The 14,147-nt window shown below is 38.4% G+C and carries 12 protein-coding genes and 4 pseudogenes; 5 read left to right on the top strand and 11 right to left on the bottom strand.

Annotated elements, in window-relative coordinates:
- Positions 1-34: 34 nt before the first annotated feature.
- Positions 35-742 (bottom strand): ATP-binding cassette domain-containing protein, encoded by a 708-nt coding sequence (locus WS44_RS07230; protein ID WP_046433857.1) that lies wholly within the window; start codon positions 740-742, stop codon positions 35-37.
- 146 nt (positions 743-888) lie between these two features.
- Complete coding sequence (locus WS44_RS07225; protein ID WP_046433856.1) at positions 889-2,163, bottom strand: hypothetical protein; 1,275 nt, start codon at positions 2,161-2,163, stop codon at positions 889-891.
- Positions 2,164-2,258: 95 nt separating this feature from the next.
- Here WS44_RS07225 and WS44_RS07220 point away from each other — a divergent pair, with 95 nt between their 5' ends.
- The gene (locus WS44_RS07220; RefSeq protein ID WP_013438567.1) at positions 2,259-2,960 is read left to right on the top strand and encodes a hypothetical protein; all 702 of its coding nucleotides are present in this window, start codon (positions 2,259-2,261) and stop codon (positions 2,958-2,960) included.
- A gap of 23 nt (positions 2,961-2,983) precedes the next feature.
- Here WS44_RS07220 and WS44_RS07215 read toward each other — a convergent pair whose 3' ends face one another.
- The 7 genes and pseudogenes from WS44_RS07215 to WS44_RS07190 all read right to left on the bottom strand — a co-directional run.
- Positions 2,984-3,376, bottom strand: coding sequence for a PTS sugar transporter subunit IIA (locus tag WS44_RS07215; RefSeq protein ID WP_046433855.1), 393 nt, complete (start codon positions 3,374-3,376; stop codon positions 2,984-2,986).
- A 115-nt stretch (positions 3,377-3,491) separates the two neighbouring features.
- Positions 3,492-3,791 (bottom strand): hypothetical protein, encoded by a 300-nt coding sequence (locus tag WS44_RS07210; RefSeq protein ID WP_046433854.1) that lies wholly within the window; start codon positions 3,789-3,791, stop codon positions 3,492-3,494.
- A 53-nt stretch (positions 3,792-3,844) separates the two neighbouring features.
- Positions 3,845-3,985 carry a hypothetical protein gene (locus WS44_RS10070; protein WP_013438570.1) on the bottom strand — a complete coding sequence of 47 codons (141 nt, stop codon included), beginning with the start codon at positions 3,983-3,985 and terminating at the stop codon, positions 3,845-3,847.
- Between the two features lie 97 nt (positions 3,986-4,082).
- A complete protein-coding gene (locus WS44_RS07205) occupies positions 4,083-5,078 on the bottom strand; it encodes an asparaginase (protein WP_046433853.1) in 996 nt (331 codons plus the stop codon).
- Positions 5,079-5,097: 19 nt separating this feature from the next.
- A complete protein-coding gene (locus WS44_RS07200) occupies positions 5,098-5,868 on the bottom strand; it encodes a MurR/RpiR family transcriptional regulator (protein ID WP_013438572.1) in 771 nt (256 codons plus the stop codon).
- A gap of 127 nt (positions 5,869-5,995) precedes the next feature.
- Positions 5,996-7,333, bottom strand: coding sequence for a 6-phospho-alpha-glucosidase (locus WS44_RS07195; protein ID WP_046433850.1), 1,338 nt, complete (start codon positions 7,331-7,333; stop codon positions 5,996-5,998).
- 734 nt (positions 7,334-8,067) lie between these two features.
- A pseudogene (locus WS44_RS07190) lies at positions 8,068-8,268 on the bottom strand (helix-turn-helix domain-containing protein); the annotation flags it as partial.
- A 148-nt stretch (positions 8,269-8,416) separates the two neighbouring features.
- Here WS44_RS07190 and WS44_RS07185 point away from each other — a divergent pair.
- Both WS44_RS07185 and WS44_RS07180 read left to right on the top strand, forming a co-directional pair.
- Positions 8,417-9,265 carry an SEC10/PgrA surface exclusion domain-containing protein gene (locus WS44_RS07185; RefSeq protein WP_046433861.1) on the top strand — a complete coding sequence of 283 codons (849 nt, stop codon included), beginning with the start codon at positions 8,417-8,419 and terminating at the stop codon, positions 9,263-9,265.
- Between the two features lie 460 nt (positions 9,266-9,725).
- Positions 9,726-10,226: a hypothetical protein gene (locus WS44_RS07180; protein ID WP_046433849.1), complete on the top strand. Its 501-nt coding sequence runs from the start codon at positions 9,726-9,728 to the stop codon at positions 10,224-10,226.
- Between the two features lie 32 nt (positions 10,227-10,258).
- Here the strand turns inward: WS44_RS07180 and WS44_RS07175 are convergent, their stop codons facing one another.
- Entirely contained in the window at positions 10,259-10,822 is a 564-nt protein-coding gene (locus WS44_RS07175) for a GNAT family N-acetyltransferase (protein WP_013438575.1), read from the bottom strand.
- A gap of 599 nt (positions 10,823-11,421) precedes the next feature.
- On the opposite strand from WS44_RS07175, the pseudogene WS44_RS07170 reads away from it, so the two are divergent.
- Together WS44_RS07170 and WS44_RS07165 are read left to right on the top strand one after the other, a co-directional pair.
- Positions 11,422-11,853 (top strand): annotated as a pseudogene (locus WS44_RS07170) (transposase); the annotation flags it as partial.
- Positions 11,854-12,032: 179 nt separating this feature from the next.
- A pseudogene (locus tag WS44_RS07165) lies at positions 12,033-12,813 on the top strand (IS982 family transposase).
- 377 nt (positions 12,814-13,190) lie between these two features.
- Here WS44_RS07165 and galU read toward each other — a convergent pair.
- Positions 13,191-14,066, bottom strand: a pseudogene (gene galU / locus WS44_RS07160) (UTP--glucose-1-phosphate uridylyltransferase GalU).
- Positions 14,067-14,147 lie beyond the last annotated feature (81 nt).

The raw sequence follows: 14,147 nt of genomic DNA, 5'->3' as shown, positions 1-14,147 counted from the left end.
TATTTAACTCGATTCTCCGGGAGCCATTTCCCGATTAGGCCTGTATTTCAAAATAAAATTGCTTAAAATCGTTGATAACACTTGACTTAGAGTAGAAAATGCGGTTGGCAAAGCTGGCGGAAAATGGATCGTGGGTAACCATCAAAGTAGTTACGCCATCGTTTTTGTTTAAGTTTTCCATTGTATTTAAAAGTTCACGGGCACTCTTAGAGTCCAGCGCACCGGTTGGTTCATCGGCTAACAGCATGGCTGGTTCGTGAACAAGTGCGCGAGCTGAAGCAACACGCTGCTTTTGACCACCAGAAATTTCAGCTGGATATTTGTCCAAAATTTCTTTAATCCCCAACTTAGCTGCAATTTTATCCACAAGTGGATTAATGCGATTAGTTGAAATACCGCGCAAGCTGAGTGGCAACGCAATATTTTCACGGTTGGTCAAATTTTCCAATAAGTTGAAGTCTTGGAAGATAAATCCAATTTCCTTACTACGGAAGTCAGCCATTTGGTTGGCATTTAAATTGCTGATGTCTTTACCGTTGATAAAAACTTGGCCGGTAGTTGGCTTATCAAGCGTTGAAAGAATGTTTAACAAGGTAGTCTTACCAGAGCCTGAAGCACCCATGATTGCGACGAATTCGCCTGAAGTGACCTTGAAGTTGATGCCTTTCAAAGCTTGGTATTGTTTTTCGCTTTTTTTCCCGTAAGTCTTGGTGATATTGTCCACCACAAGAATTTCATTCATTTTAAAAACCTCATTTTTCTGCTTTTTGTTTTACTGTATTATCTAATTAATACAGTAATATGATATTACAATTTTGTCAATCTGTTTTTGGCACAAAAAAAGCTTTCCCACTTTTTAACAAGTGGAAAAGCCTATAACATCAAGCTTTAATTGCTAGTTTTTGTTTTGATTAATCTGCACTTTCCTAAAGTTTGAATCTCTTGTTGACCATCGACTTGATGGAAAATAGCGTTCTGGTATGACAACTTCTCTTTCTTTTTGCTCTTGTCCTTAAACTTTCTGATAAAGGTTACTTCATAGTTCACATTGCTGTAATTGCGTTCGCCTGGCAAGACTGAGATTACCTTCACCTTCACGCTGTACTTCTTAAGATTCTTTTTCTTCTTCCAAGCCTTAACTTGCTTAGCAATCTTCTTGTAGTCGGCATTATCTTCACCATTTTCAAAGGCTTCGGCGTCTGGCTCCTTGAAGTTGTTGTAGAGCATTCTAGCGGCATCCCCCGCCTGAATCAAACCAGGCCAGATCGGATTGACAATGTAGTCGCCTTCCTCATCTTGGTAGACGTCCTTTTCGCTGTTGCCTTGGTAAGTATCGGCGGTATTGTCGTAGTCGGTCACATCATCTTCACTATCGCTAAATTCTGAGCTGATTGATTGTGACAAGTCTCTAACCGTTTCGGACTTGATCTTCTTGCCGTTAACGGTGCTTTGGATGTAGATTTCCATGCGCTTAGCAATTGGATAGTCTTTAAAAGTATAATTACCGTACTTGTTGAGCTTACCTACCTTACGGTCGTTGACGTAGATGACGCCGTTAGGCACGCTGCGGATTTGGAACGTAGCCGTCTTGATATTCATATCGACGGTCTTGTTGGACCAAATATTGACGATTGAATCGGCATCAAGCTTGCGGCCGTTAACCGTTGATTTAACTGAAATGTGGTAGCGTCCTGGGAAAACCATGCCTAAATCTTGGTAGTAGTTCTGGTTGCCACCTTCCATTTGACCATAATTTTTGTGGTTAATCATCAAAGTTGAACCAGCGTGGTTGGTCTTAATCTGCGTACGATAGACTTGCACACGCAGCGTGTATTTTGGAAAGAACAGGAAATATCTGCCGGATTCTACCAACTGAATTTCGCCGCTATCACGGTTGTGACGCAAGTTATAAGCTAAACGGTTAGCAGCTTGCTTGTGCTCTTTAAAATAGCTTTGGAGCGGTTTTAAACTGCTATCGGTGACGTTCATATCTGGCGTTGAAGCTGTTACGTATTTTGCCATTCCAGTTTTTGGATTGCGTAAATTCGTTACAATACGGTTAATTTGCCGATCTTTTGTATAATAAAAATTACCAGCGGCAGCGAGAATACCGATTAAGACAATAATGATCCCCGTTGCCCAAAGTTTTTTATGTTTTTTCATGTTTACACCCTATTTGAAAATACCTTTTTTTACTAGGGTACCAAGTTGAGCTAAAATAGCAAATATCTTTTTTGAATTAATCAAAGGGAAACATAATGGAAATTAATTTTGATTTTTTAAAAGACAGCAAGTACTTCAATGAACAATATCCTGCTGCAGAAAAAATTTATAAGTTATATACGATCGATGACTATCGCGATGTTATCAGTAATGCACGCCTGCTACTTGAAACGATCGTGAAGAAGATTTTTAAGCTAGAAAATTTAAACCAGTATTATCCGATCCGCGATGGCGAATACCGCAATTTGCGAAACGATACACATTACTTACGCTCAGAGGTTAATTATCCACTTAGCATCATGGATTTATTCGACGAAGTCCGCCGTATGGGTAACGCCGCCATTCATGATAGCAAGTTAGAACCTGATAAAAAGCAGGCCTGGCACTGCATTTGCGACCTGCATGATATTTTGGTCTTCTTGATCAACAGCTATGAAAGTAGGGATCTTTACTATATCAGACCTGATATTGCGATGGAAGCTCAGACCGATGAAAAGCATTATTTCAATCGAAAATCAAAGAGCATAACCACCCAGCATATTCGCTTATCTGATCATAAAAGTACTAAGAAAAAGACTAATCATCATCAAAATAAGAATCTAAAAAAGGCTAAATATTATTCTTCTACTAAACAAGAAAATAAGGAGAATAATACTCAACCTACTAACATTGATGATTCTAATCAAAAACCAGAAAATATCTTCACTAAAATCAAACACTTTTTTGCAAAAAAATAGACGGTAGAAATACCGTCTTTTCTTTATGCCAATTGCATTTTATCAACTTCGATGTCGCCGCGACCAACTTGGATGGCTCTTCTTGCGACATCATCTAAATTAGCGCTAATTAAATTGTGGCCTAATTCCAAAATCATTGGCAAGTTAGCACCACTAACCACTCTTACGCTGTCTGGGTGAGCTTCTTCATATTCCTTAGCTACCAAGTGTGGCGTACCATTTCTTAAATCAGTCAAAATCAAAACTTGACCTGATTGATGTCTGTCCATCAATTCAGCAAAACGTCTGCGGAAGTCTCTGATGCCGCTGTCGTTAAGTTCAATTGTCATAATTTGGTCGTTTTTGCCTACCAGCATGTCATGTGCAGAAACAAGGCCTGAAGCAAGGCCCTCATGAGTTGCAATTAAAAGTTCCATAATTTTTACCTCTTTTTTGTATTAAATGTAAGCGATTTCTATGCTTACATTTTAACACAGAAGCTCACGCAGTACCTGTTTCAGGCCGTTTTATAATTTTTTTCCAATTAAACTCTTAGTCAAGCTTTTCGATGTCTTCAAGCAAAGATTCTTGTTCTGGAGTCAAACGATTTTCCTTCTTGCGCAATTCCAAAACCTTGTGGCAAGTGTGTAAAATTGGCTTAGCCTCTTCTACAACATCTTTGCCATTCATGTCTGGGGTTACATTGCTGAGCAAATCGTCCATATCCTTAGCAGTCACTGCAAAAACATCATTCTCACCACCGTGTTCAAGTGGCATGCGGTTAAGCATTTCTTCAATCATTTGCAAATTGTTTCTAACTTCTTCAAAATTATCCAATTCATTCACGTCCATTTCATGTTTTTCTTTATTATATAAAAAACAGCCACTTGCGTGACTGAATTAATTTACTTTTTACTAATTATTGCGTTGGAAAAGTTTGATGCATTAGACTCGATTAGCTTGTTGGAATTATTGATAAAAAGGGAAACGCCAATACCTAATGCTGCCAGAATAATCCATATTTTTTCTAAAACTTTACTCTTCATCCGGGCACCGCTCCTTCTGCCTCTATATTATACACGGAGCTTGCCATCGCGGGAATGAGTACGCTTACATTTAACCAAATTGTAACAATTTTTAAACTTACTTAAGAGTTACTTCGCCAGCGACATTAGTATTGAAAAAATCATCGATTTCGTGGACATCCATGCCTTGGCCTAAAGCCCACATCAACTTAGTGATCGCACTCTCAGACGTCATATCGCAGGCGCTGATCGCACCTTCAAGCAAGGCTTCACGTCCTACTTCGTACTTGGTTAAATCGCTACGTTCATATAAACATTGGCTGCTGGCGATGACGGGGATGCCGCGACGGATTAACTTACCGATTGCGGCTACCATATTGCGGCGAATAAAGTTCATCCCGCCCAAACCATAGGCCTCAATAACGATCCCGCGACAGCCGCTATCTACCATCGCAAACAGTAAATTCGGATCAAAACCAGGGAACAATTTGACCAAAGAAACGTGTGAATTGATCTTGGTATTCAAAACCGGCTCGCCATCGTGCTTCTTTTGAAAATGGTCGTCAGTATTGAAGACCAAACCATCAGAAGAAACAGTGGCTACAGGTGGCACATTCACACTTTCGAAGGCATCGAAGTTGGTTGTTCGCACCTTCACTGAGCGACAACCCAACATTACCTTGTTGTGGAAGGCCAAATAAATATCAGGCGGACAAGTAGCGGCAGCCGCAAAGGCCAAACGCAAATTGTCGTGGGCGTCACTTAAGACGATGTTAATTGGCACCTGACTCCCCGTTAAAACGACCGGGATATTAATATTCTTCAACATAAAAGACAGCATTGAAGCGGTATATGCCATCGTATCCGTACCGTGTGAAACGACGATGCCATCATAATCATTGCGGTATTTATAGATATTTTGTGCGATAAACTTCCATTCTTCCGGCTGAATGTTGGATGAATCCAGCTGCAAGATATCCTCGACGTGAATGTCATAAGGCAATTTACCCAGCATCTTGATTAACTCTTCGCCAGTTTCCTTAGGTACCAAACCAGCGTTAGATGCTACAGAAGCAATCGTGCCCCCTGTTGATAGCAATAATAATTTCTTCATAATACATATCCTCTATTTTTTACAAACCGCAATGCTTGCCGTACTCATTCATCAACAAATCGATCAAAACATAGGCTGAGCTGAACGTGACCGCATTCTGATTGCTAAACTGAAATGGCGTCGTTTTAAAGAAAAAGCTATAATTACTCAGTGAGGCAATCTTTCCTGGCTGCCAACTAGTCAAAGAAACCAGCTTCAATTGGTTATTGACCGCATCGATTTTCTTTAGCTCTTCCAGAATCGTCTTGTTAAAGCCGCCAAACGAAATCACAAACAGCATGTCGTTGGTTTTCACCGACCGCCCTAGCATCGAAACTTCGTCGCGCGCACTCGGCAGAATAATCGCTTTTTTACCAATCAAGAAAAAGGAATGGGCCAAATATTCCGCAATGATTTGCTGCTGCCAACCGGTTGAATAAATATAAATTGTTTCAGCGCGATCCAAATCATTGAACAAATCAGTCAGATTCAAACCCTTAAAATACTTAACGGTCTCTTCCAGAATCTTTTGCAAATTAGCGTCAAAATTCAAACCTTGCGCATACTTTTCGCGCTGCGCCTTTTTAGCCGTTAATTCAGACAATTCAAACTTCAACTCGCTAAAACCACTCAACCCTAGCTTTTTACTTAAACGAAAAATAGCGGACTTAGAAACATACAGCTTCTGTGCAAGTTCCATCAGACTCAACTTGCTGGCAGCTTCAGGATATTGCAACAAGTAGCTCACAATCGCCTTATCAGTCTCGTTAAAAGCTTCTTTGTTCTTCATGACTGCTGCTTCTAAATCCATCTTTTTTCCTTTCTTTCCTGTATTTTGTCTTTACCAAAAGAATATCATGTTAGACGCAAAAAGGATAGCCGCCACATAGACGGTTATCCTTTCATTTTTTGTTTTAAAGGTGTGCAGTTTAACTGGATTATTTCAATTCTGGCCAGTATGGAGCGTTAACTGGAATCATGTCATCCAAAATCTTCTTAGCAACTGAAGCGTCTGGTACAGTTTTGTTCAAAGCGAAGGCTTGAAGCATCTTTTGGTAAGAATGTTCAACGTAGGCATCAACAACCAACTTTTCACAAGTTTGTTGTTCCATCATCAAACCTCTTTGGAAGCGGCCGGCCTTACCAGTTGCCATAGGTTGAATACCATCAGCACCGAATAACGCAGGAACTTCAACGATTGAATCTGGATCCATGTTAGAAATGGCACCATTATTAGGGCAGTTAGCCAAGAACTTTTCGTGAGTGTTAAAAGCAATAGCGTGAATAATATCAACGATATATTCTGAGTGCAAACCTGAGATGTCCCAAATGTTATCCTTAGCGGTACCAGCCTTAACGATACGTTCACATTCACCGAAGACAATCTTTTGACGGTGTTCACGAATTTCATCGGTACGAGTGTGCTTTGGATCAGCGTTTGCTACTTCGTATTGTGGGAAGTAGTAGTATTGCATGTAGTTGTTTGGCAAGGTTTCTGGATCCATCTTGTAGTCGTCGGCGACCTTCTTGAATGTTGCTTCCCATGAAGCTTCAGTATCCTTGTCGTAATCGCCGCCTACCCAGTAGCCGTGATCCTTAACGTATTCCTTAAGCTTAGGCATTAAGTCTTCGCCGGTCTTCTTGTTTCTAACTTCTTTCCACCAGCCGAAGTGGTTCAAGCCGTAGTAGTTGAAGTCAATGTCGTGCCAGCTGTCAAGACCGCAGATAGCTGCCATTCTGTCCATGTCATCAATAGGCATATCACAAATGTTGATAATTTTTGCATTTGGACGAAGACGACGGCAAGCTTCAGCAACAATCGCAATAGTGTTGGAGTAGTTGATCATCCAAGCGTTCGGTGAGTATTCTTGCATCCAGTCAATAATTTGAATGATTGCAGGAATTGAACGAAGACCGTAAGCCATACCTCCGGGTCCTGTAGTTTCTTGACCGTTTACGCCGTATTTCAATGGGATCTTTTCATCCAAGCTTCTCATGTGGTATTTACCAACACGAATTGAACCCATTACGAAGTCAACGTCAGTAAAGGCTTCCTTAGGATCAGTGGTGTATGAGAACTTAATTTGTGGAGCTCTTTCCTTCATGATGATCTTAACAGCTTCACCAATCTTCTTTTGACGTTCTGCATCGTTATCGTAGAACTTCAATTGTCTCATTGGGAACTTGTCTTGGCTCTTGATTAAGTCGAGTACAAATCCTGGTGTAAATGTACTACCACCACCGGCAATAACTACTGAATATTTCTTACCGTTCATATCTAAAATCTCCTTTGATAAGTTTTTATCTCTGATATGTTTTCCGTTTCATTTACCTTACGGTTATATTTATACCATCATTTTTGCTAAATGTATCCGTTTTCAACGGCTTCAGACTTTGTTTCAGCGCTTGGAACTCGTTTCGCCTCGTGAAATATTTTTTATTAAACTAAACGCATTTTTCTACTATATATACAACATTGGTCATCTGAGTTTGGAGAAAAAAGAACTATTTAATAGGGAGAAACAATTCGGGCTACATGTTATTTCAAATAAGTTCATTTTTTGTATAACGTATAGGTTTAATTGGGAAAAACGGATATTTTTAGTAATTTATATGGTTTTGGCTTCGATATTTAGCCTAAGGTCGGCTTTTTAGGTATATATTGTGTTTTTTCAAAATTATTAATTATCTTCTTTATCTATTTATATACAGTATAGTTAATATATAAATAAGGCTTATATTTGCCGGTATGACAGCAATCTTTGGCTTTTTTATTTTTAGAATCTAAGATAACCTTGGTTATATTTATTAACTATTTTATATATTTAAATTTTTTAATAAAAAACATAAAATTATTTATTAGCCGTATAGGTTTGCTATTTTTGACGTCAAAATAGCAGAATAACAACATTTCTAGTTTAAAAATCTAGATTTTGTTATAAAATAAACCGTTATTAAATGTTTACGTATATAGACTTTGTTTCTAATCCTGCTACACTTATTCTCTGTTGCGCTGCTGCTTGCCATGATAGAGAGAAACAGTACCACGTTTGACCTCATAGCTAATTGTAGAAGGAGAGCAGCCCAATTCGCGAGCAATCGCTCTAATAGAATAACCATCTTTTAAACGTGTTTGGATAACAACCCGCTCTTCAAATGATAAGTGCTTGCCTTTAACGTGCTGATTCATGGTAAAACGTAAAGAGTCCATTTGTGACCTCCAATAGATGTTTTTGTGGATATTAATATTCTATCAAACAGGTCCAGATGGACTTTTATTTTTATAAAGTGTTCAACTTGATTTTACAATCGGCGAAAACTTTATTAAACGAGATTTCAAATCATAAGGGATGAGGAAAATAAGAAAGAACGTTAAACTTTTATCAACCATTAGTATTGCTGCTGCATTAGCCGGTGGCGCTGTTACCGCTTGGAACAACGATTCATCAACTTCAACTTTTTCTACTGTTGAAGCTGCTTCAATCACTTTACCATCTGGTTACACCAAGAGTGCCATTATTAAATGGAATCAAACTGGTAAAGCAAGTAAAGCTTTAATCAATGCTTCAAAGAAGGGTATGAAAGAAAACATCAACAGCGAGGCAGGTAATGATAACAGCTTAGTTAACGTGACTAAATTAACTAACAGCCAAAAGGTTGAATTAAGTGAATACACTTTAAGTTTAATCAACTCTGCTCGTAACCAACTCGGCAAGCAATCTTGGACTTACAAGACTGGTGCTTTACACTTTGCTGATCGTGTTGCTAACCAATACTACGATCACAACAGATCTTGCTGGGATGCCGATCACTATGTTCCAGGTATTGAACGTGCAGCTAAAGCTTCAGGCCTTAATTCAAGAGTAGGTCAAGTTTATGAAGATGAAGCTGGTTTACCTATCTCACCTGAATTTCATACCAACATACGTACCATGTCAGCATTGAAGAACCAAATTTACTTTAACGTTAAGCAAATGTTATTTGGTGGTTTCTCTGGTTCAGACAGCCAAATGAATGATTCTTCAAGATACACTGAATGGGAACACGCAGGCGACTTGCTTGGTTGTCGTACTAAGAACTACGATGCTAAGACCAAATACTTCGGTGTTAGCTTCAGTGGTTTGAAGGATGACCCAAGCAAGGTCAGTGTTCACATGATGGGCGTTGCAAAATGTTACATCCAAAACTACAAGAAGTTTAACCACTAATTTGACGTTGTAGTTTCAACTTAATAAAGTTCCTAATCCAAGGGTTCAAATGGTTTAGTCATCTGTTTGAACTCTTTTAATTTGCCCCACTATTTTCATACAGCCTGCTCCTTTTTGTATCTTCCATTAGATAAGATTAATGATTAACTATATAGCTACAAATCCCGGTATTAAAGCATTCTTGAGTAAGAATGTTGTTAAATCAACGTTTTCAGCGATTACGCATGATTATTGTTCATTTACAGTAGTCATGTTTTTTTATTTTACAAAAATTTTTTTGCATTACCTGTAAGCACATTAAGCGCGTGGATCATGCTTACATCAAGCTATAAACAAATTATTATAAAAAAAGACTATTGCTATATTATTCCACTCCTGATATATTTTATAACCATGAAGTGAGTGAGAAAGTTAGAGATAGGTGTAATTTAATTAAGTACTATATAAAGGGGAATTATGTATGAATAGAAATATAGCAATTAGAATTTTAAAAGAGGAATTAGCTACTACATTATTAAAGACATATTCTGTAACGCAATTTTGTGATGCACTCGGTATCACGCGTAGCGTTTTCTACAGTAGATACTCAAGCATGCCAGACTTGTTTTCTGATGCGATTCAACATGAGATTCATCAGCACTTTTTAGACTACCGCGACTACGACACCGAACAGATTATTTATGCTTATCTCAAGCAAATTGATCGCACTCGCCTGTTCTACATTAATGTTTATCATTTGGCATCAAAAAATGCATCCCGTCACATCTGCCAAGACATCAGCAACGCCTTTTTCAAAGAAATGCAAACACACTTGTTTAACAGCGATTATTCAAATAACCACATCAAAGGCTTCACTTCTGTGCTGTTCTCACACGTTACTGATTGGCTGGCTCATGGACATAAGAAGAATGCATTGGATATCTACAATGAAGTAAGATTTATGTTGCCATCAAATGCGTAAAAAAAGGGATGCCTCTCGCATCCCTTTTGCCGTTAAATATGTTTGATCATGTGGTCGTAAGTACGATCGCCAATGGTCATTGACTTCTCTACTTCGTAACCTTTATGAACATAGAGCTTTTGTGCACGTGGATTTTCTTTATCCACATTTAAACTGATGATGTTATAGCCATGATCCTTGGCAATCTTTTCAGCTTCATCCATCAAGCTGCTGGCGATTCCTTCACCCCAGTGGTCGGGATGAACAGCTAAGGAATCGATGTACCACTCATGTGGCCAAGCTTCTTGATCATCAAAAATCACAGTTGAAATTGGCAAGCCAGTTTTAGCATAATTGTGACGCAAAACAACATCGATGATCTTTTGGTCCTTGTATGGATACATGTCGAGAATACCAACGACTCTGCCCTCTCTTTCGTCTACCCAAACACGGCGGTAAGAATAACGATAGTCTTCAGAAATAAAGCCGAGCTTCATCAAACTATAGAATTGGTCTTCTGGCAATGATTCGATCGACTTCATCTGCATTTCGTCAAAAATCTGCTTAAGAATAGGATATACAAATGGAAAATCTGTTTTTCTTGCTTGTCTAATCATTTCTACCTCTAAAAATAATAATTACTATATTGTCTATATCTAATGTAACATGTTTTAACTCTTTTTACCCTTTCTAGAATTAAAATGCTACAAAATTCGGCGATTATATGATATATTAAGGGTAAATAAGGTAAGCGCTTACTTTATGATAAAAATTCATAACCCAGATTTGTAGAAATGAGGTGCTGTTGTGATATTGAATTTTGAAGAAGACTATTATTCTTTCAATCGAAATATAAAAAATACCACATATCAAGACACCCATCAGGCCTGGAGCCTCTAGCATAGACAGGCGCTTGATCTGTGTTCTGGATATTAAAGGCGAGGATTGCAATGTTTGCAGTCCTCGCTTTTTTATTGCAAAAAAAGAGGACATGGTCCCCCTGCTACAATAAAAATCCGTTCCACCAAATATTCTATGTATAAACAAAGGTATTACTATGTCCTCTTACAATAATTCTATTAAATTTTCCCTTGATATTGAAGACTCTAACATAATTTTTGAAGATTATTTTTATCGCATTGAGCATGGCATTAAGCAGAAGATCTATCAAGCAGTGCTGATCCCGCCTGCATGTCCTTACTGCGGCTCAGTCAGCTTGGTTCATGTCATGCGTAATATATGCGCTAAAGTACGCGTGGAGGATCGCGAGGCAATTATGAACGAATTCAAGCAGATTCACCAGCAAGCCAATAAAGCAGCTGCTGTTGATGTATTGCATGCCTTCTATGCCAAATGGGACAAGAGTTATAATCATGTCATAAGAAACCTGAAAGACATCAAGCTGGACCTGCTGGTCTTCTATAATTATCCTAAGCAGATCAGAGCTTCAATTTACTCTACCAACATGATTGAAGCTTTTAGCAACGTCATTAAGCGCAAGGCTAAGCCTAAAGCAGAGTTTCCGACTGAACAGTCGCTTGATACTTTTATTGGCATCCAAGCAATGAGTTACAATGACCGCTACTTCAACCGAATTCACAAAGGCTTTGGTCAGGTTCAGGACACCTTAGAATCTTACTTTGATTAAATAAAGAATAAAAAATCAATCTATGAGAAAGATCTATTTACACAAAAGATTTGACAGTTTCAATAGAATTTAATATTAATTTACGCGTGGTGCTAGTTAAATCGTTTTAGTTAACAAAAAAAGTCCAATCTTGTTAGACTCGACTTGTAAACATATTAATAGAAAAGAGTCTGACTAGATTGAACTACCCTAAGCTTAAGCGTTTTTCTCATCCTAACACAAGTTAGTTTTAGTCGTTTAAATATAATTTGTCGCTGTTTGTACAAACTTTATGCCCCAGATGCATTAAAGCAAAGACGGAATATCAATCGATGTAAAATATCTGACAGTTCTATTCTGGCCTTGCTTATTTGGCAGGCTTCATTGGGCATTGAATCTCAAAGAAGATTTTGTGAAAAGCTTGTTAATTTATCTCACTCTCGCTTTAATCGCAGAGCACGCATTCTTTTGCCATTGATCTATTTAATTCGACATGGCCTTAATGAGGAAGTAGATCTTTCGTGGCTATGCCGATATTGGCTATAAGGCAACCAAAAAAATCTATTATTATGGTTTTAAGGTCCACGCTATTGTTAACGACGACGGCTACTTGCTAGATTATATCGTAACCAAGGCCTCAGTTCATGATGCTAAGGAAACAGTAGAACTGATTGCTAACGCTCATCCTGACAATCGTTACCTTTTGGGCGATGAAGAATATTTGGGCAAAAACCTGAATCAACGCTTAGAGTAAATGGGCTATACGCTTTGGACACCATATCGTAAAAATATGAAGAATTCTCAAAAGCACAATAAGCACTATTTAATGGCACTCAGAAGGACCATCGAGAGTGATTTTCGCTTTTGTCTTACTACAACGCTGAAAATAATCGAGCTAGAAGTTTAGCAGGTTTTCAAGAGAGACTCGAAGTTGCCATTTTAGCTTATAATATGGCATATTGTCTAGAACGATTTAACTAGCACCACGCGTATTAATTTATAAAAGTGTGTCTCAATGCATTCTCCCATAGTAGAACTCATAGTTATTTATAATTTGGAATCGCAGCATAATTTTAAAATGTAATCTAAATTAATACCTTTATAGAACACATCTGGAATTTTCTTGGCTATACTTCTTTTTTCCAATTCTCTTTTAGCAAACGTATCTGATAAATTCGAATTTATTTCTCCCATATTACTTTCACTCACTTATATTATTCATATCCAACTATTAGCATATTATAAATCTTCTTAATAAAGACGCAAAAAACTCCAGCCTACCGAAGGCTGGAGTTAGTCTTAACAAAAAGGTTATTCAAAAAAATTATACACTACTTCAAGCAATGTAACGCAGCTAACTATTCCTTTTCAAGTTGCTTGCCTAAATCGATAATGTACTTCTTCAAAGCATCACGAGTTTCGGGGTGCTTCAATCCATATTGAATTGAGGTTTCAAGGTAACCTTCCTTGTTACCTACATCGAAACGTTGACCTCTAAATACATGAGCAAATACTCGTTGTGTTTGATTCAAAGTATCGATGGCATCAGTTAATTGAATTTCACCACCGCGACCTGGCTTTTGATGCTCGAGAATATCAAAAATTTCAGGTGTAAGCAAATAAATGGCGAAGTCACTTGGTGCCTTATCTACGGCTGGTTTCTCGACAAACTTCTTAACGTTGTAAAGATCCTTATTCAACATACCGCCAGGATCTATTACACCATACTTGGATACTTCCTTGTGTGGCACTTTCATCACGGCAATAGTTGAAGCACGCGTCTTATCATACTCATCGATCAACTGCTTAGTCAACGTCACTTTGTCGCGCATCAAGTCGTCGCCAAGCATCACGATAAAAGGTTCCTCACCGACGAAGCTACGGGCGCGATAGATGGCGTCGCCTAATCCGGCGGGATGCGGTGGACGCGTGTAGTACAAGTTAATCCCCAAGTTGGTGATGTCTTGTGTCAACTTCAATAACTCGGTCTTGCCGGTCGCCTCCAAATCTTGTTCAAGTTCTGGATTTGAGTCAAAATGGTTCTCAATTGCGCGTTTATTCTTGCCGGTTACGATCAAAATGTCTTCAATCCCTGCAGCCTTTGCTTCTTCAACGATGAATTGAATTGTTGGTTTATCGACAATTGGTAGCATTTCTTTAGGCTAGGCCTTAGTAGCAGGCAAAAATCTGGTTCCGATCCCTGCAGCAGGGATAATAGCTTTTCTTATTTTCATGATGTAATCCCTTAATATCCATTTACGTTAATAATATTTCAGATCAAACTACATCTCTAAAAATACTTATGACTCCACGCT

The sequence above is a fragment of the Lactobacillus sp. N54.MGS-719 genome (genome assembly GCF_000980505.1).
Classification (GTDB): Bacteria; Bacillota; Bacilli; order Lactobacillales; family Lactobacillaceae; genus Lactobacillus; species Lactobacillus amylovorus.
Note: the sequence above shows the minus strand (reverse complement) of the source record. Positions and strands in the feature narration are given on the sequence as shown.